The 21,452-nt window shown below is 56.1% G+C and carries 21 protein-coding genes; 9 read left to right on the top strand and 12 right to left on the bottom strand.

The window, feature by feature from the left end; all coding sequences use genetic code 11:
* Positions 1-126: 126 nt before the first annotated feature.
* From yihG to NAT23_RS02180, 5 genes are all read left to right on the top strand, one after another.
* Positions 127-972, top strand: a complete 846-nt coding sequence (gene yihG / locus NAT23_RS02200; RefSeq protein ID WP_251925058.1) for a 1-acylglycerol-3-phosphate O-acyltransferase, YihG family — start codon at positions 127-129, stop codon at positions 970-972.
* Positions 942-1,799 (top strand): LysM peptidoglycan-binding domain-containing protein, encoded by an 858-nt coding sequence (locus NAT23_RS02195; RefSeq protein WP_251925056.1) that lies wholly within the window; start codon positions 942-944, stop codon positions 1,797-1,799. Before yihG ends, NAT23_RS02195 begins: the two co-directional genes overlap by 31 nt.
* Positions 1,800-1,888: 89 nt before the next feature.
* Positions 1,889-3,049 carry a glycosyltransferase family 4 protein gene (locus NAT23_RS02190; protein WP_251925054.1) on the top strand — a complete coding sequence of 387 codons (1,161 nt, stop codon included), beginning with the start codon at positions 1,889-1,891 and terminating at the stop codon, positions 3,047-3,049.
* A complete protein-coding gene (locus NAT23_RS02185) occupies positions 3,021-3,563 on the top strand; it encodes a phosphatase PAP2 family protein (protein WP_251925052.1) in 543 nt (180 codons plus the stop codon). Before NAT23_RS02190 ends, NAT23_RS02185 begins: the two co-directional genes overlap by 29 nt.
* Before the next feature lie 5 nt (positions 3,564-3,568).
* Positions 3,569-4,174: an alpha-ketoglutarate-dependent dioxygenase AlkB family protein gene (locus tag NAT23_RS02180; RefSeq protein WP_251925050.1), complete on the top strand. Its 606-nt coding sequence runs from the start codon at positions 3,569-3,571 to the stop codon at positions 4,172-4,174.
* A 26-nt stretch (positions 4,175-4,200) separates the two neighbouring features.
* Here NAT23_RS02180 and gcvT read toward each other — a convergent pair whose 3' ends face one another.
* Together gcvT and NAT23_RS02170 are read right to left on the bottom strand one after the other, a co-directional pair.
* Positions 4,201-5,310: a glycine cleavage system aminomethyltransferase GcvT gene (gene gcvT / locus NAT23_RS02175; protein WP_251925048.1), complete on the bottom strand. Its 1,110-nt coding sequence runs from the start codon at positions 5,308-5,310 to the stop codon at positions 4,201-4,203.
* A gap of 71 nt (positions 5,311-5,381) precedes the next feature.
* On the bottom strand, positions 5,382-6,746 hold the full coding sequence (locus tag NAT23_RS02170) for an alanine/glycine:cation symporter family protein (protein WP_251925046.1): 1,365 nt from the start codon (positions 6,744-6,746) through the stop codon (positions 5,382-5,384).
* A 246-nt stretch (positions 6,747-6,992) separates the two neighbouring features.
* Between NAT23_RS02170 and gcvH the strand changes: the two genes are divergently transcribed.
* Together gcvH and gcvP are read left to right on the top strand one after the other, a co-directional pair.
* Positions 6,993-7,385, top strand: a complete 393-nt coding sequence (gene gcvH / locus NAT23_RS02165; RefSeq protein ID WP_251925044.1) for a glycine cleavage system protein GcvH — start codon at positions 6,993-6,995, stop codon at positions 7,383-7,385.
* Positions 7,386-7,476: 91 nt separating this feature from the next.
* Positions 7,477-10,353, top strand: coding sequence for an aminomethyl-transferring glycine dehydrogenase (gcvP, locus tag NAT23_RS02160; RefSeq protein WP_251925041.1), 2,877 nt, complete (start codon positions 7,477-7,479; stop codon positions 10,351-10,353).
* Positions 10,354-10,522: 169 nt separating this feature from the next.
* On the opposite strand, the gene NAT23_RS02155 is transcribed toward gcvP, so the two are convergent.
* Complete coding sequence (locus tag NAT23_RS02155) at positions 10,523-11,449, bottom strand: LysR family transcriptional regulator (RefSeq protein ID WP_251925039.1); 927 nt, start codon at positions 11,447-11,449, stop codon at positions 10,523-10,525.
* 182 nt (positions 11,450-11,631) lie between these two features.
* On the opposite strand from NAT23_RS02155, the gene NAT23_RS02150 reads away from it, so the two are divergent.
* Both NAT23_RS02150 and ppnN read left to right on the top strand, forming a co-directional pair.
* Entirely contained in the window at positions 11,632-11,937 is a 306-nt protein-coding gene (locus NAT23_RS02150) for a hypothetical protein (protein WP_251925037.1), read from the top strand.
* Positions 11,934-13,295 (top strand): nucleotide 5'-monophosphate nucleosidase PpnN, encoded by a 1,362-nt coding sequence (ppnN, locus tag NAT23_RS02145; protein WP_251925035.1) that lies wholly within the window; start codon positions 11,934-11,936, stop codon positions 13,293-13,295. Before NAT23_RS02150 ends, ppnN begins: the two co-directional genes overlap by 4 nt.
* Positions 13,296-13,401: 106 nt before the next feature.
* Here ppnN and NAT23_RS02140 read toward each other — a convergent pair whose 3' ends face one another.
* From NAT23_RS02140 to thrS, 9 genes are all read right to left on the bottom strand, one after another.
* Positions 13,402-13,794 (bottom strand): hypothetical protein, encoded by a 393-nt coding sequence (locus NAT23_RS02140; protein WP_251925033.1) that lies wholly within the window; start codon positions 13,792-13,794, stop codon positions 13,402-13,404.
* Positions 13,791-14,240, bottom strand: coding sequence for a flavodoxin domain-containing protein (locus NAT23_RS02135; protein ID WP_251925031.1), 450 nt, complete (start codon positions 14,238-14,240; stop codon positions 13,791-13,793). Before NAT23_RS02135 ends, NAT23_RS02140 begins: the two co-directional genes overlap by 4 nt.
* Positions 14,241-14,311: 71 nt before the next feature.
* Entirely contained in the window at positions 14,312-14,623 is a 312-nt protein-coding gene (gene ihfA / locus NAT23_RS02130) for an integration host factor subunit alpha (RefSeq protein WP_251925029.1), read from the bottom strand.
* Positions 14,624-14,642: 19 nt separating this feature from the next.
* Positions 14,643-17,015, bottom strand: a complete 2,373-nt coding sequence (pheT, locus tag NAT23_RS02125; RefSeq protein WP_251925026.1) for a phenylalanine--tRNA ligase subunit beta — start codon at positions 17,013-17,015, stop codon at positions 14,643-14,645.
* A 21-nt stretch (positions 17,016-17,036) separates the two neighbouring features.
* On the bottom strand, positions 17,037-18,056 hold the full coding sequence (pheS, locus tag NAT23_RS02120) for a phenylalanine--tRNA ligase subunit alpha (protein ID WP_251589953.1): 1,020 nt from the start codon (positions 18,054-18,056) through the stop codon (positions 17,037-17,039).
* A 136-nt stretch (positions 18,057-18,192) separates the two neighbouring features.
* Positions 18,193-18,549 (bottom strand): 50S ribosomal protein L20, encoded by a 357-nt coding sequence (gene rplT / locus NAT23_RS02115; protein ID WP_251589952.1) that lies wholly within the window; start codon positions 18,547-18,549, stop codon positions 18,193-18,195.
* 30 nt (positions 18,550-18,579) lie between these two features.
* Positions 18,580-18,774, bottom strand: coding sequence for a 50S ribosomal protein L35 (gene rpmI, locus NAT23_RS02110; protein ID WP_251589951.1), 195 nt, complete (start codon positions 18,772-18,774; stop codon positions 18,580-18,582).
* Positions 18,775-18,845: 71 nt separating this feature from the next.
* Positions 18,846-19,445 (bottom strand): translation initiation factor IF-3, encoded by a 600-nt coding sequence (gene infC / locus NAT23_RS02105; RefSeq protein WP_285835988.1) that lies wholly within the window; start codon positions 19,443-19,445, stop codon positions 18,846-18,848.
* A complete protein-coding gene (gene thrS, locus NAT23_RS02100; RefSeq protein WP_251925024.1) occupies positions 19,405-21,315 on the bottom strand; it encodes a threonine--tRNA ligase in 1,911 nt (636 codons plus the stop codon). The genes infC and thrS overlap by 41 nt, the downstream gene beginning before the upstream one ends.
* Positions 21,316-21,452: the final 137 nt, after the last annotated feature.

The raw sequence follows: 21,452 nt of genomic DNA, 5'->3' as shown, positions 1-21,452 counted from the left end.
ATAAATGCGCGAATAACGAATAGTCAGACAGGCTGCGTACTGGATTCTGTTTAATAGTTGCTTTTGTATCAAGGCCCTATGCACAATGAGCGGCGTAACAAACGAGTGCTTTCTGCGGGAGTGTGAATGTTTTTTATAAAAGGCTGCGCCAGCTTATGCTTCTTGACGGTCAACACCCTCGTGTGCGCCCTGCCTTTTTATGTACTGGCACTCTTGAAACTCGTACTTCCAATTCACCGGGTACGTAACACGATCATTGGTGGGCTCAATCGCATTGCCCTGGTCTGGATCGCATTGAACACGTTCTGGATTCGCACCGTTCTAAAACCGACGCTTCACGTCAGCGGCGCTATCCCAAACGCACGCGATCAATGGTGGGTCGTCATCGCCAATCACAGAAGCTGGACCGATATCCTGCTTTTGCAATACGCCCTACAACAATCCACGGCGCCGCCCCGCTTTTTCATCAAGCGAGAGCTTATCTGGATTCCCGTGATCGGCCTTGCGTTCTGGGCGCTTGAATTTCCGATGCTCAATCGAGGCAAGGGGGGGCGCAAAGCGGCCGAAAAGGACCTGGAAGCCACCCGCCGCCTGTGCCGACACGCACTTGAACGTCCGATTACCATCTATAACTTTGTTGAAGGCACCCGCTTTACCCCACAAAAACGCCTGCAACAAAAAAGCCCGTTCACGCATTTACTTCGCCCCAAGGCCGGCGGCTTGAGCATCGTTCTTTCCTTGCTGGGAAGCCGCCTTTCGGGCATCTTGGACGCAACGCTCGACTACCAGCACGGGTCGACCCGCTTTTGGGATTTTCTGTGTGGGCGCAGCGGTATCTTGCGCATTCATATTGATCGCCTGCCGCTAAAACCATGGATGACGGAAACGCACATCCTCGAATTTGAACGAAAAAAACGGTTTCATGCATGGGTCAATGCACTTTGGCACGACAAAGATCGACGCCTTTCCTGATTGTCTTATTAATTCTCCTGTTTGGAGTAAGCGGGTGCGCGACCAGTGGTGGTGCGTCCGGCAGCGGCGGCTGGGTTCAGGTACAGCGCGGAGACACGCTTCATCGACTCTCCAGACGCTATGGCATCCCCCTTCTTAGGCTTCAGCGTTTCAATCCAGGCGTCAATGCCAATGACTTGAAGATCGGCCAGCGCCTGATGATGCCTTCTCACGCCGAGCGTGCACCGGGCAGCGGCCCCTATCGGTATCAGATTCGCCACGGTGATACGTACGGGCGTATCGCCACGCACTTTAGAACGTCGGCCCAAAGTATCGCTGGCGCCAACCCGGGCGTTCACCCTCGAAGTCTTTCGATTGGCCAGATCATCAAGGTGCCGGCAGGTCGGAGCGGGTCAAGTGCCAGCTCGGTTGCCCGTACGCGCCCGCATGTGGATACGACCTCATTGCCTGCAAGCGCGCGCAACTGGCCCTGGCCCATGCGCCAGGCAAGCGTTGTACGTGCGTTCGGTACCGATGCACATGGCACACTGCAGCCGATGATGCTGAGAGCAGGTACTGATCATACGGCACGTGCGGTTGCCAATGGCTCGGTTAAATTCGCCAACAGCATGCGCCAGCTCGGCAATGTCGTCATCGTGCATCACGCCAACAATATGCAGACCATCTTCGCGTACTGCGGACAGGTGCATGTACGCGAAGACCAGTCGGTTTCACCAGGAACACCCATTTGTGAAACCGCGCGCAGAGGCGACACAGGTCACTACAACCTTCTCTTCGATGTGCGCAAGGCCGGTCAACCCGTTGATCCTCGCCGCGTGCTACAGTAGCTGTCATTCAATCATCACTTTTATTACGCGACGCTGTCATGACGAGTAAAGATACTGGACATATACCGACTTCCGGCCAAGGAAAAGTCATGTCTCGCATTGCGTTCGTAAGCGAAACCTGGGCTCCGGAAATCAATGGCGTAGCCCATACGTTGACCCAAATCGCCAATGAACTGTTGGAACGCGGGTTCGAACTTCAACTGGTTCGCCCGCGTCCGGTTGACCGCCAAAACGACCCTCACGTCGTCAAGGAGCTTCAGGTGCTTGCCATTCCCATTCCCGATTATGAAGGGGTTCGCATGGGAGTTCCCGCGCCATTGAAGCTGATTCGTTTCTGGAAAGTGCACCGACCGGACGCCGTATACATTGCCACTGAAGGCCCGCTGGGGCTCAGCGCCCTGTTCGCGGCCAACCATCTTGGGCTACCGGTGGTCAGCGGCTTTCACACCAACTTCGATCAGTACAGCGAGCACTATATTCTGCTCAAGATGCTTCGTCCGTTCGTCCGCCCTTTTCTCAAACGCTTTCACAATAAGAGCGCGATCACTTTGGTACCCACTTCGTCTCAAGCCAATGCTTTAAAAGCCAAGGGCTACAAGAACACCAAGGTGATGGGCCGAGGGCTTGACCCGAAACGCTTCACCCCAGCGTTTAGAAGCGATCCCCTTAGAGACCGGTGGGGTGCGGCCGAGGATGACCTGGTAGTGCTCTATGTCGGCCGGCTGGCTGCAGAAAAGAACGTGCCTTTGATGGTCAATGCACTTCAAGCCCTGCACAGCAAGGACCCTTCGATCAAGGCTGTGTTCGTCGGCGATGGGCCGATGCGTAAGGAGCTTGAAGAGACACTTAGCTGGGCAGAGTTTGCAGGGTTTCAGGAAGGTGACGCGCTGGCATCCTATTACGCAAGCGCCGACCTGTTTCTATTCCCCTCACGCTCGGAAACCTTCGGTAATGTGGTCACCGAAGCGATGGCAAGCGGGCTTGCCTGTGTCGCGCTTGATTACGCCGCGGCCGGCGAGCTCATCACCTCGGGCCAGGAAGGCCTTCTGGTGGACTACAGTGATGACAAGGGCTTCATCGATGCATCACTGACACTTGGCCAGGATCTAGAACGAACGCGCAGGATGGGCAAGGCCGCCAAAGAACGCGTTAATCAAATGACCTGGTCAAGCATTTGCGACCAGTTCGTCGACTACCTGCATCAGGCACAGGAGGTGAGTGATGCAAGAACGCAATTCTCCAATGTTTAAACGGCTGGACCTACTCGAGTGGCGCGCCTGTCACCGCCTGTCGCGTCTTGGCGCCTATCGTCCGATTCTTTGGGTGCTGCGCATCGCAAGCCGTCTGGGCGATGGCCCGGCCTGGATTGCACTGTGCTTCAGCATTCCCATCTTCAAGGGTCTCTATGGCTGGGTACTGGCCGTGGAATTCGGCATCACTGCAGCGGTTGGTGGCCTGCTCTACCGATTGCTCAAAAACCGCCTGTGCCGTGAGCGCCCGTACATCTCGTTCGAGATTCCCTGCACGATGCCACCGCTTGATCGCTACAGCTTTCCAAGTGGGCATACGCTGCACGCCGTCATGTTTACGACGCTTACGGCCATGTTCGTACCGATCTTGCTCTGGGTCGTTTTGCCGTTTGCGATACTGGTCATGATCTCGCGGGTTATTCTCGGACTTCACTATCTAACCGATGTCGCAGCCGGTGCGCTGATCGGGTTTCTTCTGGCCGAACTCAGTATTCTGCTGATCACAATTCAATGACCTCGGTGCAACACCCGCTGCCCGACTGGCCCCTGTGGTACTTTCCGAAGGCCTTGCCCACCGACAAGGCCGACCACCTATTCAAAGTGCTCGATGCGCTTGAGCACTGGCAACAGCCAAGCATCACGCTCTATGGCAAGACCCATCCGATTCCACGCACTCAAATCTGGATGGGGGCTGACGGCGCTGACTATACCTACTCCAACCAACGCTTCGAACCCTCGTCCTGGCACCCCAGTGTCCGAGCGCTTGCGCGCTGGCTGACCCGGCTGACTCGCCACTACATCGATGATGCGCCAGCCTACAACAGTGTCCTGTTGAACCGGTATCAGGATGGCCAGCAACGCATGGGCTGGCACAGTGATGACGAGCCTGAACTCGGGGAGACACCAATCATTGCGTCATTGAGTCTCGGAGCCGCCCGCCCATTTCGGCTAAGGCGTCGTGCGCGGGAGGCTCGAGAAATTACGCCTCCCCAAAATATCTGGTTGGCCCATGGCAGTGTTCTACTCATGGGCCGAGGCATTCAGACGCATTGGCAGCATGCGCTGCTGCCAAGAGCCATCGATTCTCCCCGTATCAACCTGACATTTCGCCATATTTTTGTTTAATTTCTTTAAGAATATAACGGTATAAATCAACGCGCATAGTTAGGGGTAACAAAGGGCATGGCCGTTACCGTCATTTCATGGCGCTTGCCTCGAACATCGGCCCAAACCCTGGTGCCATTCTGAGTCATTTCAACCGGCAGATACGCCATCGCGATTGGCTTGCCAAGCGTCGGACCAAACGTTCCGGAGCTGATTTCACCAACCTGATTATCCTGCTCGTCGAACAGCGCACTTCCGGCGCGAACCGGCGCGCGCCCAGAGACTACCAGCCCGACACGTTGAGTCAGGTGATCTCGATTGGCAAGCTGAGTCAGGATGACGTCGGCGCCCGGAAATCCACCCTCGCGCTCACCGCCTTGACGACGCGCTTTGCCAACGGCCCAGTGGAGGCCGGCTTCAATCGGTGTTGTCTGTTCATCGAGGTCGTTGCCATAAAGACAGAGACCGGCTTCGAGTCGAAGCGAATCCCGCGCGCCAAGCCCGATCGGTTCGACCGACTCGAACGCCATCAGATGCTCCATCAATCGCTCTGCATCTGCCTCGGCCACTGAAATCTCGAACCCATCCTCGCCGGTATAACCGGATCGGCTGAGCCACACCGGAATGTCCGCCAGCGCAAGTGCGCGATGATCCATGAACACCATGGTTTCGGTCTCGGGGTTCAGGGCCTTTAGCACCTCGCAGGCCTTGGGGCCCTGCACCGCGATCAATGCCCTGGACAGCACCTCGACGTTTACCTGGTCGGGTAAGCCTGTTTTCAAAAGTGTGATGTCAATATCACGGCGGGCGGCGTTGATGACCAGATGCAAGGCGTCACCCTGGTTGGCGACCATCAGATCATCCACCACCCCACCTTCCTGAGTGGTGAACAGCGCATAGCGCTGTCGCCCCGGGGAAAGGCCAACGATGTCGGCGCATACAAGCGTCTCGAGCGCCTCGGCGCAGCCCTCGCCGGTGAGCACGACCTGGCCCATGTGAGACACATCGAACACGCCACATGCGCTGCGAGTGTGCTCATGCTCGCGCTTAACCCCCATGGCGTACTGAACCGGCATTTCGTACCCGGCAAAATCGGTGAACTTTGCACCTGAGCGTGCGTGAAGCTCGTGAAGAGGCGTTTGGTGTAGGGAAGTCATCCAGATGTCCTTGAGCGTGAAAAGCCACCTGCCGAAACAGGTGGCGATTGAGTATCAGCCGCTGTTTTGAATCAGCCGTTATTCTTGAAGTAATCCCTGGTCAAGCGGAAGACGACCGGAGACAGCAACAGCAATGCAATCAGGTTGGGAATCGCCATCAAAGCATTGAAGGTGTCCGCCAGCAACCAGATGAAATCCAGGTGAGCCATGGCGCCGATGGGAAGTGCGATCACGAAAATGACCCGAAAAACGATGCAGGCGCGCTCCCCAAACAGATACTGGAAGCAGCGCTCTCCGTAATAGGACCACCCGAGAATCGTCGTGAACGCAAACACGGCAAGCGCCAGGGCAACGATGTAATCACCCGGCCCCGGGAGCGCGTGACGAAACGCCATCGAGGTCAGCGCCGCCCCGCTTTCACCGGTCAGCCATTGGCCAGAGGTAATGATCGCAAGGGCCGTGATGGTGCACACCACAATGGTGTCGATAAAGGTGCCAAGCATGGCCACCAGTCCCTGACGTACCGGGTCACGTGTCTTGGCCGCGGCGTGAGCGATCGGCGCGCTACCCAGACCGGCCTCGTTCGAGAATACGCCACGAGCCACCCCGAACCGGATCGCCTGAACGACCGCTGCCCCTGCAAACCCGCCGGCGGCAGAAATCGGGGTAAAGGCGTGAGAAATGATCAGACTAAGCGCCGGAATCACCTCGTTGGCGTTGATGACAAGAATCACCAGACCGGCCACGAAGTAGAACACCGCCATGAGCGGGACCAACCGACCGGCAACCGTCGAAATACGCTTGAGCCCGCCAAGAATCACCGCGCCGGCCAACACCATGATCACAAGCCCAGTCAGCCAGCTCGGAATACCGAACGACGCGTTCAACGCATCCGCCACGGAATTGGCCTGTACGGTATTGCCGATACCGAAAGACGCAATGGTTCCGAAAATGGCGAACAGAACCGCAAGCACCGGGGCCAGAGCAGACACGATCGGACCTGAATCCGCCAGCCCGTTCTTGATGTAATACATCGGTCCGCCCACGTAGTTGCCGTTACGGTCAGTCTCTCGAAACTTCACGGCGCAGACCGCCTCACTGTACTTGGTAGCCATCCCCACCAGCGCGGTTACCCACATCCAGAACACGGCGCCTGGCCCTCCAAGGGCGATCGCGGTGGCAACCCCTGCAATATTGCCGGTACCGATGGTCGCCGACAGCGACGTCATCAAGGCGTTGAACGGGGAAATTTCACCCTCATCGGAGGAATCGGCGCGCCCGCCCCATAAAAGCCTGATGCCCGTTCCGAGCTTTCGGACGGGCATCAGTTTAAGTCCCACCTGCAGGAAGATACCTACCCCCAAAAGAAGCAACAGCATCAATGGCCCCCATACCACGCCATTGATGGAATTTACGATTGCAGTGACCTGCTCCATGCCTGTCTCCTATTATTGTTGTCGGGGGAAATTCCCTCATGTCTTGCGTCACCGGATCAATCAATGCAGCCGGTGGACGCCTACTTTAGTTTATCCCCGCGTCGGGATAAAACGACGTGCTGGCGCGGTCAAGATCGCCATCGCGATTTACCTGCCGCGAACGGCGCACTCTATAGGCCCGACTTGTTGAATCAGGCATAATGCGCCGACTGCCCTTAAACGAACGACGACTTCACAGGAAAAACAATGAGCCAGATCCCTGAAAACCTCAAATACAGCGACAGCCACGAGTGGATCCTTGACCACAACGACGGCACGGTCACGCTCGGCATTACCGATCATGCTCAGGACGCGTTGGGTGATGTCGTCTTCGTCGAACTGCCGGAGCTTGGTCAGGCGCTGGTCTCGGGCGAAGAATTCGGTGTAATCGAGTCGGTCAAGGCCGCCTCCGATCTCTACGCCCCGCTTTCTGGTGAAGTCGTTGCCATCAATGAAAGCCTCGAGGACGCCCCTGAAAGCATCAACGAAAGCCCCTATGAGGATGCCTGGTTGATCAAGGTGCAGCTCGAAGACCCAAGCGAACTTGAAAAGCTTCTCGATGCAACGGCCTACCAGCAGCTGCTCGAGCAGGAAGGCTGACAGACATCTGCCCCGATCGCGCCACGGTGGTTTTTGAAGTGACCGTGGCGCATCCTTATCTCTTCGGTTTCCACCTGATACAGGCACCTGCATGACGTTCGACGCTCGCCCGCTTCAAGACCTCGTCCAATCCGATGCATTTCTGAGCCGGCACAACGGACCGGACACCAATGCCTTGACTCATATGCTTGGCGACATGGGGTGGGATACGGTCAACCACCTTATCGAGGCCACCATCCCGGCAGACATTCGCCTGGATAAACCGCTTTCGTTGGCGCCGCCGACCAGCGAGGCCGAAGCGCTGACGCGGCTGCGAGCCATCGCGTCGCAAAATACCGTAGCCACCTGCTATCTCGGCCAGGGGTACTACCCCACCCACACGCCGTCACCGATCCTGCGCAACGTGCTTGAAAACCCGGGCTGGTACACCGCCTACACGCCCTATCAGCCCGAGATATCCCAGGGCCGGCTGGAAGCGTTGCTCAATTTTCAGCAGATGATCATCGATCTGACCGGCATGCCGGTGGCAAATGCATCGCTGCTCGATGAGGGAACGGCCGCGGCCGAGGCCATGGCGCTTTGTCGTCGAGCCAATCGCAAGAACAAGAGCAACCGCTTCTTCATTGCAGACGACGTCTTCGCGCAAACGCGAGACGTGGTGGAAACCCGTGCCCATTACATGGGCATCGAGCTGGTCACGGGCCCGGCCGAAACGCTGGGCGAGTACGACGTCTTCGGAGCGCTGGTGCAGTATTGTGGCGAAAACGGGCACATTCATGAGCTTGCCCCGCTCATCGACACGGCCCATAACGGCAACGCCATGATGGCCGTTGCAGCCGACCCGCTGAGCCTTGCCCTTCTCGAAGCACCGGGCCAGTTCGGCGCCGACATCGTCTTTGGAAGCGCCCAGCGCTTTGGTGTCCCGATGGGGTATGGCGGCCCTCATGCCGCATTCTTTGCCGCAAGCGATGCGCTTAAACGCGCCATCCCCGGGCGGATCATTGGCGTCTCCAAGGACAGCCGCGACCAGGTGGCGCTGCGCATGGCCATGCAGACGCGCGAGCAGCACATCCGTCGAGAGAAAGCGACGTCCAACATCTGCACCGCCCAGGCACTGCTGGCCAATATGGCAAGCTTCTATGCGGTCTATCACGGCAAGGACGGGCTGATTACCATCGCCTCTCGCGTCCACCGCTTGACGACCCTCCTGGCACAGGCGCTGCGTGAGGCGGGCATCTTCCTTCGTAATGAGCGCTACTTCGATACGTTGACGCTCGATGATTACGCCCACGCTGAGCTCAAGACTCGGGCGGAAGAACTTGGCATCAACCTTCGCTATCGACCCGATGGCGGAGTCGGAATCAGCCTGAACGAAACCACCACGCTTGCAGATCTTGACCGCCTGTGTGAGGTACTGATTCCGAAAAACCTAGAGACGAGCTGGTCCTCGCTCGATCAACGCATTATCAAGCAAAACATCTCCGGCATTCCGGAATCGCTCGAGCGTACCTCTGATTTTCTGACACACACCGTGTTCACTCGCTATCGCAGCGAAACCGAGCTCATGCGTTACATGAAGCGGCTCGAGAACAAGGATCTCTCGTTGGTGCACTCGATGATCCCGCTCGGCTCCTGCACCATGAAACTGAACGCCGCCAGCGAAATGATTCCGATCAGCTGGCCTGAATTTGCCAACATGCACCCGTTCGCGCCGTCCGAGCAGACCCAAGGCTACGCAGCGCTGATCACCGAGCTTTCAGACTATCTTGCCGAGATCACCGGCTACGACAGTGTCTCGATGCAGCCCAACTCAGGCGCTCAGGGTGAATACGCCGGATTGATCGCCATTCGCGGCTATCAGAAGGCCAACGGTCAGGCACACAGAAACATCTGTTTGATTCCAAGCTCCGCCCACGGCACCAACCCGGCCTCTGCCACCATGGCCGATATGCAAGTGGTGGTCGTTGAGTGCGACAGCCAAGGCAACATCGATCTCGACGATCTCGCGTCCAAAGCGTCCAAGCACAGCGATAACCTCTCCGCCATCATGTTGACCTACCCGTCGACGCACGGTGTGTTCGAAGCAGGCGTACGCAAAGCCTGTGAGATCGTTCATGAGCACGGTGGACAGGTATACATCGACGGCGCCAACATGAACGCTCAGGTCGGCCTGTGTCGCCCTGGCGACTATGGCGGTGACGTCTCGCACTTGAATCTGCACAAGACCTTCTGTATTCCCCACGGCGGTGGCGGGCCGGGCATGGGCCCGATCGGCGTCAAGGCGCATCTGGCGGCGTATCTGCCTGGGCATCGCAGCACCAGCACCAATGACGTAACCGGTGCGGTCGCCTCAGCGCCGTTCGGCAGCGCCTCGATTCTGCCGATCTCATGGATGTACATCACCATGATGGGCGAAAAGGGCCTGACACGCGCCTCAGAGCTTGCCATTGTCAATGCCAACTACATCGCCCACCGGCTTTCATCGCACTACACGATTCTCTACAAGGGCACCCAGGGCAACGTTGCCCACGAATGCATTCTTGACCTTCGCCGTCTCAAGGCGGAAGCCGGCATCAGCGAGGAAGACATCGCCAAGCGGCTGATCGACTACGGCTTCCATGCACCGACCATGTCGTTCCCGGTGGCGGGTACGCTGATGGTCGAGCCAACTGAATCCGAGTCGCTCAAAGAGCTGGACCGCTTCTGTGATGCCATGATCGGCATTCGCAAGGAAATTGATCGTATCGCCTCAGGCGAATGGCCGGCCGAAGACAATCCGCTGGTCAACGCACCACACACACATCGAGACAGCCTGGCCGAATGGCAGCGCCCCTACAGCCTCACGACAGCGCTCTACCCGTCCGGCGACATCGACAGCAAGTACTGGCCAAGCGTCAATCGGGTCGACAATGTCCACGGTGACCGAAACCTGGTGTGCAGCTGTCCATCCATCGAGCACTATCGATAAAACACCATCGATAAGGGCCTCTGCTGCGGCTTACGAGCGGTGTATCGTGAGCCGCCATAAGAAACGCCCACCGAGCGCTCGGTGGGCGTTTCTTATGGCGCTTTTTATCGCTGCTTTACCTTATAAGGGGTGAAAGACGTAAACACGTCATGTCATGGCCTTTAACGCCTTACTCCTCGAGCACATCGGTCGAGGGCTCTTCGCTGTAGCCATAAAGTACGGTACGACGCTGCTCACGAAAGTCACTCAACAGCTGATCGTAGCGTTTGGCAAGCTCCGCGTCCTGACGCGTCACGATATAAAATGGCTCGTAGGCAGGCGTACTCAGAGGCACCTCGATCACCTGACGCTGCCAGGGTGAGGTCTCGAGCACGGCCCGCGAAACCACCGTAAATCCGAGCCCCCTGGCCACGGCGTCGAGTACAACCCCCACATCGTTGGTGTAGCCCTTGAGCGGGAAATGACTCATCGAACGAAATTCCCCACTGAAATTCGCTCTCAAAAGCTGGCTTGCGTTATTGATGCCGTCGGAATAGTTGATGAATCCGAGCGCCATCAGCTCACCCAGGCCGTTGCCTCGAAAATCGGCCGGTGCAACCAGACACAGCGGCTCATGATGCCAAAGCGTATAGGAAAGCTCCGAGCGTTTGATCGGGTCAGACACAAGTCCGAGGTCATAGCGCCCCGCCGCCACATCCTGGACGATGTCCTGGTTGAAGGCGAAGTTGTAATTGAAGGTCAGCCCACTGTGGACCTGCTGATAACCAAGCACGAAGGGGTAGAACATCAGCCCAATGCTTGATGGGCTCGCGATTCGACATTCACCGCTGTGCAGGGAATCATCGTCAAGCGAATGCCGGAAATGCTCATGCTCTGCAAAGAGCTTGATGGCGTAATCGTAGGCACGCCGGCCGGCGTCGGTCAGCGTGAACCGCCGCCCGTGCCGTCGAAGCAGGGTCTTGTCTAGGTAATTCTCGAGCTTTCGAATGTGCTGACTGACACCAGGCTGGGTCATCTCCAGCTTGCGTGCCGTATGCGTGAAGCTGCCGGTCTCGACCAGGGTGATAAAGGTCCGAAAATACTGGGCGTTAAACATGAGGGATAGAAAAACTCACTGGGACTTTGAAACGCGGTGGGGAAAACGCTGCAGCACGCGGCAAGGCTCAACATCGTGCGCGGGCGATAATACCAGAACCAAGTCGGTTGCGCAGCGCTGAGCGCGACCGGAAATCCGTGTTAGCATCCGGTCACGATTCAACCTACGAGATCTCTGAACTCATGCCGGATTTGTTCTTGAAACGCGGTGAAGCCATCAAGGCTCGCCTTTTGGAAATGGAAAGCCAGGCCAGTGAAGAGGACCTGTTTGAACTGGGCTACCTCATCCCTCAGGTCGAACTGGTGTTGGAGATGGCCGACTACGACCCGGCCGACGTTACCGCCGATGACTTCGACGCCACCTATGAGCACTGGTTGAGCATGGCGTTCGATCAGGACGCCATGAACGACGCCGACCGCGACCGCATCCACACACTTTGGGAAGACGCCCGTCAGACCGCTTCAGCCTTACAGGAAAGCCATCAATGACCGATACCGTTTCGACCATCATCTCCCCCGAAGGCAGCCTCGAGGTGCTGTCACAGCAGGAAGTGAACCGCCTGAGAGACACATCCACCGGCGGCGTTCATGACATCCTGCGTCGCTGCGCGCTGGCGATTCTGAACTACGGCGCCTTGACCGATGACAGCCGAAGTGTGCTGGAAACCTACCATGACTTCGACATCGAAGTACTTCAGCAGGATCGCGGCGTGCGCCTGAAGCTGACCAACGCCCCCGCGCATGCGTTTGTCGATGGCCGCATGATTCGAGGCATTCGCGAACTGCTTTCCTCGGTACTGCGTGACATCGTCTACGTCAGTAACGAAATTCAGGATCAGCCCAAATTCGACCTGAACTCCACAGACGGTGTGACCAACGCGGTGTTTCATATTCTACGAAACGCAGGCGTGCTCGCACCCTCAAACGACCCCAGCCTGGTCGTATGCTGGGGCGGCCACTCCATCGGGCGCGTCGAGTATGACTACAGCAAGTCGGTCGGCTACCACCTGGGGCTTCGGGATTTGGACATCTGCACCGGCTGTGGCCCGGGCGCTATGAAAGGCCCAATGAAAGGCGCAAACGTTGCGCACGCCAAGCAGCGTCGCAAACATGGGCGCTATCTTGGCATTTCGGAGCCCGGCATTATCGCGGCAGAATCGCCGAACCCGATCGTGAATCAGCTGATCATCATGCCGGACATCGAAAAGCGCCTCGAGGCGTTCGTTCGCATGGGCCACGGCATTATCGTCTTCCCGGGCGGCGTCGGTACTGCCGAAGAGATCCTTTATCTGCTTGGCATTTTGCTTGATCCCAAGAACAAGGACATTCCATTCCCGGTCATCTTTACCGGCCCGAGCAGCAGCGAGGAGTATTTCCGCAAGATCGATGATTTCATCACCTACACGCTCGGCGAAGAAGCTCGAAAACTCTACAAGATCATCATCGATGACCCGGCGGAAGTGGCACGCACCATGCGCGCAGGCGTTGATGACGTCACCGAGTTTCGACGCAACCAGCAGGACGCGTTCTACTTCAACTGGCGCTTGAGTATCCCGGAAGATTTTCAGGCCCCGTTCGAACCGACCCATGCGGCCATGGCCGCGCTCGCCCTGCACAAGGAACAGCCGACCCACGCACTCGCAGCGAACCTGCGGCGCGCCTTCTCAGGCATCGTTGCGGGCAATGTGAAGGAAAACGGGATTAGAGCCATTGAAGAACATGGCCCGTTCAAACTGAACGCTGAACCGGCACTGATGGCGCGACTCGATGAGCTGCTTACGTCCTTTGTCGAACAGGGTCGCATGAAGCTGCCCGGCAGCGAATACGTACCCTGCTACACCCTGTAGAACTTACGTTAAAGACGTCAAAAGGGCCTTGCCGCACACGGCAAGGCCCTTCTTTGAAGGTCGTTTTTAAAAAAAGAGCCTGCCTCACTCTCAAACACTTTTGCCCTTACGTCTCACGGCGCCGCTTTAAAAGACCGTAAATGATCTGTACCACCAATGCGATGATACCGGCCTTGGGCAACCAGGCAAGCGCGGTAGGCACATGATGGGTATCAAATAGTCCGGGCAGTAACCCAAGCGCTTCTCCCAAGAATCCTATGACGTAAATCACCAGAAAAAGTCCAACCCATCCCAAAAACCGGATCAGCACGTCACAGGGAGCAACCCGCTCCTTTTTCTGACGCAACAGCGCCGCAATCACTACTGCTATGGCCCCACCGCTAAGCAAAATCTCTCGCGTATCGTCGCGCAACCACCAGTAATACGGAATGGCTACCAGCATCGTTACCGCAAGCCCCCACATGGTCGAGAGCCTTGCGGCAGCGATATCGGTGTTCAAAGCATTTCGATCCATTGCTCGACCCAGGGCAAGGCCGCGTCGTCGGCCATGAAGGTTTCCATCGCATCGATTTCAAGACGTTCCCCCTGACGCCGAGCACCGCACTCGCTCAAAAGCGCATCAAGCGCGCGCCCGGCACCACAGAAGGTATCACCGTAGGAACTGTCTCCCAGCGCGATCATTCCGTAACGAAGGTTTGAAAGATCAGGGTGGCGATCGTTTAATGCCGCCGCAAACGGCACCAGCCCCCCCGGGTAATCCCCGCTGCCGGTGGTCGAGATACAAAACAGCGTAAGCTCGGCCGCCTTGGTCGTCACATCGTCAATTGAGGGCGACTCGAGGATGCTGACGTCGTAACCGGCCTGTTCGAATACAGGCTGAACCTGCTCGGCGACATCCAGGGCGCCGCCATACACCGTTGCAACCACGATATTCAAGGTTGGCACGATTTTTCTCCTACAACATGCATTCATGAAAAAGGCGCCAAAAGGCGCCTTTCACACAGAACAGGCATGGCTCATACCTGATCATCGTTATTGCCACTATAAGTTTCCACACGGCTTTTGAGCTTCTGGCCCGGACGAAAGGTCACCACTCGACGCGCCGAGATGGGAATTTCTTCCCCGGTCTTCGGGTTGCGCCCCGGTCGCTCGCTCTTGTCGCGCAGATCGAAGTTGCCGAACCCCGACAGCTTGACCTGTTCGTTTTCCCGCAGACACCCGCGAATTTCGTCGAAGAAGGATTCGACCATGTCCTTGGCGTCACGCTTTGAAAGCCCAAGCTCTGTATGCAGGTGCTCGGCCAGTTCGGCCTTGGTTAACGCACTCATTGCCGTGTTTCTCCTTATTTTAGCGTCTAAGGCTTGCCTCGAACCGATCTTCAAGCGTTTCGACTATGGCCGAAACCCACTGGCTCACCTCATCATCGTTGAGAGTGCGTGATGGGTGTTGCCAGGTCAAGCCGATCGCCAAGCTCTTGTTGCCCGGTTCAACGCCCTTGCCCTGATAAACATCGAACAGGCGCCAATCGACCAGCCATTCACCGGCAACCGTCGCAATGGCGTCGGTTATATCAGAGAGCACCACCCGCTCATCGACGACAATGGCAAGATCACGCCGAACTTCAGGATAGCGCGACAGCGGCTCGAAACTCGGAACATGACGCATGGTGACACTAGAATAGTCCAGCTCGAACACGAAGACATTGCTCTTGAGACCAAGGGCTTGCGTGATCGAGGGATGCAGTGCCCCAACCCAGCCAATCGGTGTCTCGCCATCAAGGATTTGAGCCGATTGCCCCGGGTGAAGCGTGCTGTGCTCGCACTGGACGAAACGCCATTGACGCTCGCCACCGAGCGCCATGATGGCTTCGACGTCGGCCTTTATGTCGAAAAAATCCACCTCGCCCGAACGGTTGAACCAGTCTTCCGGATGGCGGCTGCCATAGATGAGCCCACCCAGGCGCTTATCCTGAGACAGCGCATCGAGTGACCCGTTAAACACTTGCCCTATTTCGAAAAGCCGTACACGCGACTGCTGTCGATTCAGATTGTGCTGCAGCGTTTTGATCAAGCCAGGCCACAGTGTGCTGCGCATCACTGCCATGTCACTTGAGATCGGATTCAAAAGCTCTGGCGAGACTGCATCCGGATGAAACTGATGCTGAAGCTCTGACGAAATGAAGCTGTAGGTAATCGCTTCCTGATAGCCAAGATCGACCAATCGGTCTCTAAGCGTACGATCGGAGATGATGGCCTCGTTTCGCACAACCGGCGCCATATCCATCGCAGGATGACGAACAGGCATGTTGTTGTAGCCGTAGACGCGGGCGAGTTCCTCGATCAAGTCGGCATCAATCGAGATATCGAAGCGCCAGCTGGGTACGTCAACGCGCCACTGCGCATTCCCTTCAGCGTGAACCGTCATACCAAGCCGGGTCAGGATATCCACGACCTCCCATTCCGGCAAAGCAACGCCGAGAGTGCGTTCGATACGTTCGGCACTCAGTTCTATAACGCGAGCCGTTTCATCGCGGCCACCGGCGCTCACGATCGGCCCTGCCTGACCACCGGCGTATTGAACGAGCAAACTTGAAGCGCGCATCATGGCTTGCTCGGTCTGGCCCGGATCAACCCCACGCTCGAACCGGTGCGATGCATCGGTGTGAAGACCATAAGAGCGTGCGCGCCCGGCGATGGCCAGTGGTGTGAAAAATGCGGCCTCAAGCAGTACCGAGGCAGTGTTTTCAGTAACACCGGAAGAAGCGCCGCCCATAATACCGGCGATGGCCAGCGGCCCACTGTCATCGGCAATGATCAATGTGTCGTCTCGCAGGTCGACCTTTTGCCCGCCCAACAGCTCAAGCGATTCACCTGCCTGGGCACGGCGAATCTGGATTCCCCCCGAAATTGCCTCAAAATCGAAGGCATGCAGAGGCTGTCCCAGCTCGAGCAACACATAGTTTGTAACATCGACCACGATATCGATCGACCGAAGGCCTGCACGGCGAAGGCGCTCCTGCATCCAAAGCGGTGTTGGCGCCGAAACATCGACCCCCTTGACGATTCGACTCAGATAGTGAGGGCAGAGATCAGTCGCGGCGAGCTCGACCGTCGGGCGCTCGTCCAGTGTAGTGGGCGCATCCGCCATTTCCGGGGCAGTCACGCCAAGCCGATTAAGCACACCTACTTCACGAGCAATACCACGAACGCTTAAGCAGTCACCACGGTTCGGCGTCAGGTCGACCTCAATCACCGAATCATCAAGCTCGAGCCATGTGCGAAAATCCTCTCCGACCGGCGCTGTCTCCGGCAGGACGAGAATGCCATCAGAACTCCCTTCCTCAAGACCGAGCTCGGAGGCTGCACAAACCATGCCGCGGGATTCAACGCCGCGCAGTTTGGCTTTCTTGATCTTGAAATCGCCAGGCAGAACGGCACCGACGGTTGCAAATGCGATCCGCTGACCCGATGCGATATTGCGAGCACCACAGACGACCTGGACGCGCTCACTGCCGGTATCAACTTGACAGACGTTCAGCTTGTCGGCATCCGGGTGGGGGCTAACCTCAACAACATGGGCAACGACCACGCCGCTGAAGGCAGGACATGCCGGCTCAATGCCATCCACTTCAAGCCCTGCCATGGTGATCTGGTCGGCAAGCGCCTGGGTATCAAGGGCTGGCGACACCCATTCGCGCAGCCATTTTTCAGAAACTTTCATAGAGACTCACTCGCCTGCCTTTTACTGAAACTGCCGCAAGAACCGCAGATCGTTTTCGAAAAATAGTCGAAGGTCATTGACCCCATAACGCAACATCGCAAGGCGTTCGGCGCCCATGCCAAATGCGAACCCACTGAAACGAGAGGCATCAACGCCTGCGTGACGAAATACTTCCGGATGCACCATGCCGCAGCCCATGACCTCAAGCCAGCCGGTGTGAGAGCACACACGACACCCATCACCCAGACACATCACGCACTGAACATCGACTTCTGCAGAGGGCTCTGTGAAGGGGAAATAGGAAGGACGGAACCGCACATCAAGCTCATCCTTTTCAAAAAACGCACGCAAAAATGCCTCGACCGTACCCTTTAAGTCGGCAAAGCTTACATTCTCGTCGACCAAGAGACCTTCAACCTGGTGAAACATCGGGCTGTGGGTCAGATCAGAATCGCAGCGATAGACGCGACCGGGACATACGATACGGACCGGGGGCTCCTGGGAAGCCATGGTGCGAATCTGGACAGGCGACGTATGCGTTCTTAAAAGCCGCGAGGCATCAAAGTAGAACGTATCGTGCATGGCGCGCGCGGGGTGGTGCGAGGGAATATTGAGTGCTTCGAAGTTATGGAAATCGTCTTCGATTTCAGGGCCCTCCGCCACGCTATAACCAATATGCGTGAACAGATTCTCAATGCGCTCGAGCGTCTTGGTTACAGGGTGCAAGCCACCCTGAGGCCCGGACCGGCCGGGTAAGGTCACATCCACACGCTCGGACGCGAGCCGTTCGTTCAAAGCAGCACTTTCCAACGTCTGCTTTTTTTCATCGATACGCGTAGAAAGCGTTTGCTTGGCCTTATTGATTGCTTCGCCAGCTTTTGGCCGGTCTTCAGCAGGCAATTTGCCAAGCGTTTTGAGCTGAGCTGTCAACTCGCCCTTTTTCCCCAAATAGTGAACGCGTAACGCATCAAGGGATTGAACGTCTCCCGCCTCCTCAATCGCGCGCTCAGCTTCGGTGACCAATGAGGAAAGTTGATCCATCCTGTGCTCCACTGACCAATGGCTGGTCTCACCTGGTTCGATTGCAAAACACAGGCAGACCGACAAAAAATAAGGGAAGAGCGGCATGCTCTTCCCTTACGAAGTGGCTACAAGCTCCGGAAAGGAGCAAGTATCCTTACGATTGAGCAGCCTTGGCTTTCTCTACAATCGCACCAAATGCAGCTTTTTCATGTACTGCAAGATCAGCAAGAACCTTACGGTCGATCTCGATGCCGCTCTTCTTGAGGCCGGCAACAAACTTGCTGTACGACATGCCATGAATACGAGCAGCCGCATTGATACGAGTGATCCAGAGGGCGCGGAACTGACGCTTACGCTGACGACGGTCGCGGTATGCGTACTGACCGGCCTTGATGACGGCCTGCTTGGCTACACGAAATGTACGCGAACGCGCACCATAGTAGCCTTTGGCTTGCTTCAAAATCTTATTGTGACGGCGGCGTGCAACGACGCCACGTTTAACGCGGGGCATAACGCTCTCCTGAAAGGATTAAAAGTCGGATTAAAGGTTCGGCAACATGCGGATGATCAGGGGACGATCGGAATCGTGAACCTGCTTCATACCGCGCAGCTGACGCTTACGCTTAGTCGACTTTTTGGTCAGGATGTGGCTACGGAAAGACTGCTTGTGCTTGAAGCCATTAGCAGATTTCTTGAAGCGCTTGGCAGCGCCCCGGTTAGTCTTGATCTTAGGCATGAGAACTCCAACTTTTTTAAGAAAATCCAAGGCCGGTGCGCTTCAAGCGCACCCGTTTAACTGCCATCGGATCACTTCTTCTTGGGCGCCAGCATCATTATCATTTGCCGGCCTTCCATTTTCGGACGGGATTCGACTACAGCCAGCTCTTCAAGATCGCTCTCGATTCGCTCCATCAGCTTACGGCCGATGTCTTGGTGCGCCATTTCCCGACCGCGAAAGCGCAAGGTAACTTTGCCCTTGTCGCCATCTTCTAGAAAGCGAATCAGGTTTCGTAACTTAACCTGATAATCGCCTTCATCCGTTCCAGGACGGAATTTAACTTCCTTGATCTGAATCTGCTTCTGTTTCTTTTTCTGGGCAGATTTCTGCTTTTTCTGCTCAAAAAGAAACTTGCCGTAATCCATGATCTTACAAACGATCGGATCGCCGCTGGATATCTGAACAAGATCCATACCGGCTTCAGTGGCTTTTGCCAGGGCGTCGTCTAATGTGACAACACCAAGCTGCTCACCTTCGGCATCAATGAGGCGAACCTCATCTGCGCGAATTCGATCATTGATTGGGGGCCGCTTCTCTTGAGCGCGCCCACGTTGATTATTCCGCTTAATCGCTACGTCTCCGTTAGTTTTAAGAAAAAGACTGCTTGCGTGTACTTTCCAGTGTAGCAAGAAGTTCCGAAACGGAAAGCACGCCCAAATCTTCTCCGGTGCGTGTTCGCACTGCGACCTTTCCATTCTCGGCTTCCTTATCTCCGATTACCAGCAGATAAGGAACTTTCGTTAACGTATGTTCGCGGATTTTAAAACCTATCTTCTCATTTCTCAAGTCAGACTTGACACGAACACCGGCAGATTGTAATTGATCCACCACCTGATTGACATAGTTCGCCTGCGCATCGGTGATACACATGGCAACTGCCTGTACAGGCGCCAACCATGCTGGCAGATTTCCAGCATAGTGTTCAACGAGAATACCGATAAAACGCTCCATTGAACCAACGATGGCACGATGCAGCATCACCGGTGCATAACGATTTCCATCCTCTGCCACATACTGCGCACCCAGACGGGTCGGCATCATGAAATCGACCTGCATGGTTCCGACCTGCCACTCACGACCCAGGCAATCTTTCATGTGGTATTCGATCTTGGGCCCGTAAAATGCACCTTCACCCGGCAGCTCCGTCCATTCAACGTCGCACGCGGATAATGCATTTCTGAGCGCCGCCTCAGCCTGGTCCCATACGTCGTCATCGCCCAGGCGTTTTTCAGGCCGCAGCGCGATCTTGACTTCGATATCGTCGAAACCGAAATCTTTGTAGACACTCAGCGCCTGCCTGTGGAATGCGGTAACTTCAGGCTCGATCTGAGCCTCGGTACAAAAGACGTGGCCATCGTCCTGGGTGAAGCCTCGCACACGCATGATGCCGTGCAGCGCGCCAGAAGGCTCATTACGATGACACCCACCGAATTCACCGAAGCGAATCGGTAGATCCCGGTAGCTTTTAAGCCCCTGATTGAAAAGCTGCACATGGCCCGGGCAGTTCATCGGCTTCAGTGCGAATTCACGTTTTTCCGATTCGGTGAAAAACATGTTTTCGGAATAGTTATCCCAGTGACCCGATTTCTTCCAGAGCGAGACATCCATCACCTGTGGGCAGCGCACTTCCTGATAGCCGCCCTGCTTATAGACATCCCGCAGATACTGCTCGATTACTTGCCATAATGACCAACCATTGGGGTGCCAGAACACCATGCCTGGCGCTTCTTCTTGAAGATGAAAAAGGTCCATGCGCTTGGCAAGTTTTCTATGATCGCGCTTCTCTGCCTCTTCCAGGCGGGTCAGGTATGCCTTTAGCTGCTTCTTGTCGCCCCAGGCCGTACCGTAAATACGCGTAAGCATCTGGTTTGAAGCGTCACCTCGCCAGTACGCTCCGGCAAGCTTGAGTAACTTGAACGATTTCAAATGGCGGGTATTGGGCACATGAGGCCCGCGGCACATATCGATGTATTCCTGATGATGATACAGGCGAACTGTTTCACCCTGGCCGATGCCATCGATGATTTCCTGCTTATAAGGCTCGTCGCGCTCGACAAACACTTCGTGAGCGTGCTGGCTGCTCACATACTCTCGAACAACGTCGTACTCGGTATCGATCAGCGTCTTCATCCGCTTTTCAATCTCACCGAGATCTTCTGATGATATGGACTCACCAAAATCGATATCGTAATAGAAGCCATCGTCAATCACTGGACCGATCGCCATCTTGGCGTTGGGATACAGTTGCTTGACCGCATGCCCTAAAAGGTGAGCACACGTATGCCGAATGATTTCAAGGCCTTCCTGATTCTTTGCGGTAATAATCGAAACATTGGCGTCTTGTTCGATAACATCGCTTGCGTCAACAAGTGTTCCGTCGATCCGACCGGCAACAGCCGCTTTTGCAAGGCCGGCACCAATCGAGGCGGCGACGTCCATGACTGTAACTGGCCCATCGAATTCTTTCTTGGCGCCATCAGGAAGCGTAATAACTGGCATTTAAAATCCTTATATTCAGTGGTGACCCCTACCAAGGATCACTTGAATCAGTGCTTGTGTTTCCGCGATCAAGGCAAGAGCCCGCCATACACAGCGGTAAGTAGTACCTTGATGCCTATTGAGAAGGACGTACTCTA

Origin of the sequence: Larsenimonas salina, assembly GCF_023736155.1 — a bacterium.
Taxonomy (GTDB): Bacteria; Pseudomonadota; Gammaproteobacteria; order Pseudomonadales; family Halomonadaceae; genus Larsenimonas; species Larsenimonas salina.
Note: the sequence above shows the minus strand (reverse complement) of the source record. Positions and strands in the feature narration are given on the sequence as shown.

Bases quoted from the DNA above. Each gene is read 5' to 3' on its own strand.
- yihG (WP_251925058.1), top strand. From the start codon at position 127: ATGTTTTTTATAAAAGGCTGCGCCAGCTTATGCTTCTTGACGGTCAAC.
- NAT23_RS02190 (WP_251925054.1), top strand. From the start codon at position 1,889: ATGTCTCGCATTGCGTTCGTAAGCGAAACCTGGGCTCCGGAAATCAAT.
- NAT23_RS02185 (WP_251925052.1), top strand. From the start codon at position 3,021: ATGCAAGAACGCAATTCTCCAATGTTTAAACGGCTGGACCTACTCGAG.
- gcvT (WP_251925048.1), bottom strand. From the start codon at position 5,310: ATGACTTCCCTACACCAAACGCCTCTTCACGAGCTTCACGCACGCTCA.
- NAT23_RS02170 (WP_251925046.1), bottom strand. From the start codon at position 6,746: ATGGAGCAGGTCACTGCAATCGTAAATTCCATCAATGGCGTGGTATGG.
- gcvH (WP_251925044.1), top strand. From the start codon at position 6,993: ATGAGCCAGATCCCTGAAAACCTCAAATACAGCGACAGCCACGAGTGG.
- gcvP (WP_251925041.1), top strand. From the start codon at position 7,477: ATGACGTTCGACGCTCGCCCGCTTCAAGACCTCGTCCAATCCGATGCA.
- NAT23_RS02155 (WP_251925039.1), bottom strand. From the start codon at position 11,449: ATGTTTAACGCCCAGTATTTTCGGACCTTTATCACCCTGGTCGAGACC.
- NAT23_RS02150 (WP_251925037.1), top strand. From the start codon at position 11,632: ATGCCGGATTTGTTCTTGAAACGCGGTGAAGCCATCAAGGCTCGCCTT.
- ppnN (WP_251925035.1), top strand. From the start codon at position 11,934: ATGACCGATACCGTTTCGACCATCATCTCCCCCGAAGGCAGCCTCGAG.
- ihfA (WP_251925029.1), bottom strand. From the start codon at position 14,623: ATGAGTGCGTTAACCAAGGCCGAACTGGCCGAGCACCTGCATACAGAG.
- pheT (WP_251925026.1), bottom strand. From the start codon at position 17,015: ATGAAAGTTTCTGAAAAATGGCTGCGCGAATGGGTGTCGCCAGCCCTT.
- pheS (WP_251589953.1), bottom strand. From the start codon at position 18,056: ATGGATCAACTTTCCTCATTGGTCACCGAAGCTGAGCGCGCGATTGAG.
- rplT (WP_251589952.1), bottom strand. From the start codon at position 18,549: ATGCCCCGCGTTAAACGTGGCGTCGTTGCACGCCGCCGTCACAATAAG.
- rpmI (WP_251589951.1), bottom strand. From the start codon at position 18,774: ATGCCTAAGATCAAGACTAACCGGGGCGCTGCCAAGCGCTTCAAGAAA.
- thrS (WP_251925024.1), bottom strand. From the start codon at position 21,315: ATGCCAGTTATTACGCTTCCTGATGGCGCCAAGAAAGAATTCGATGGG.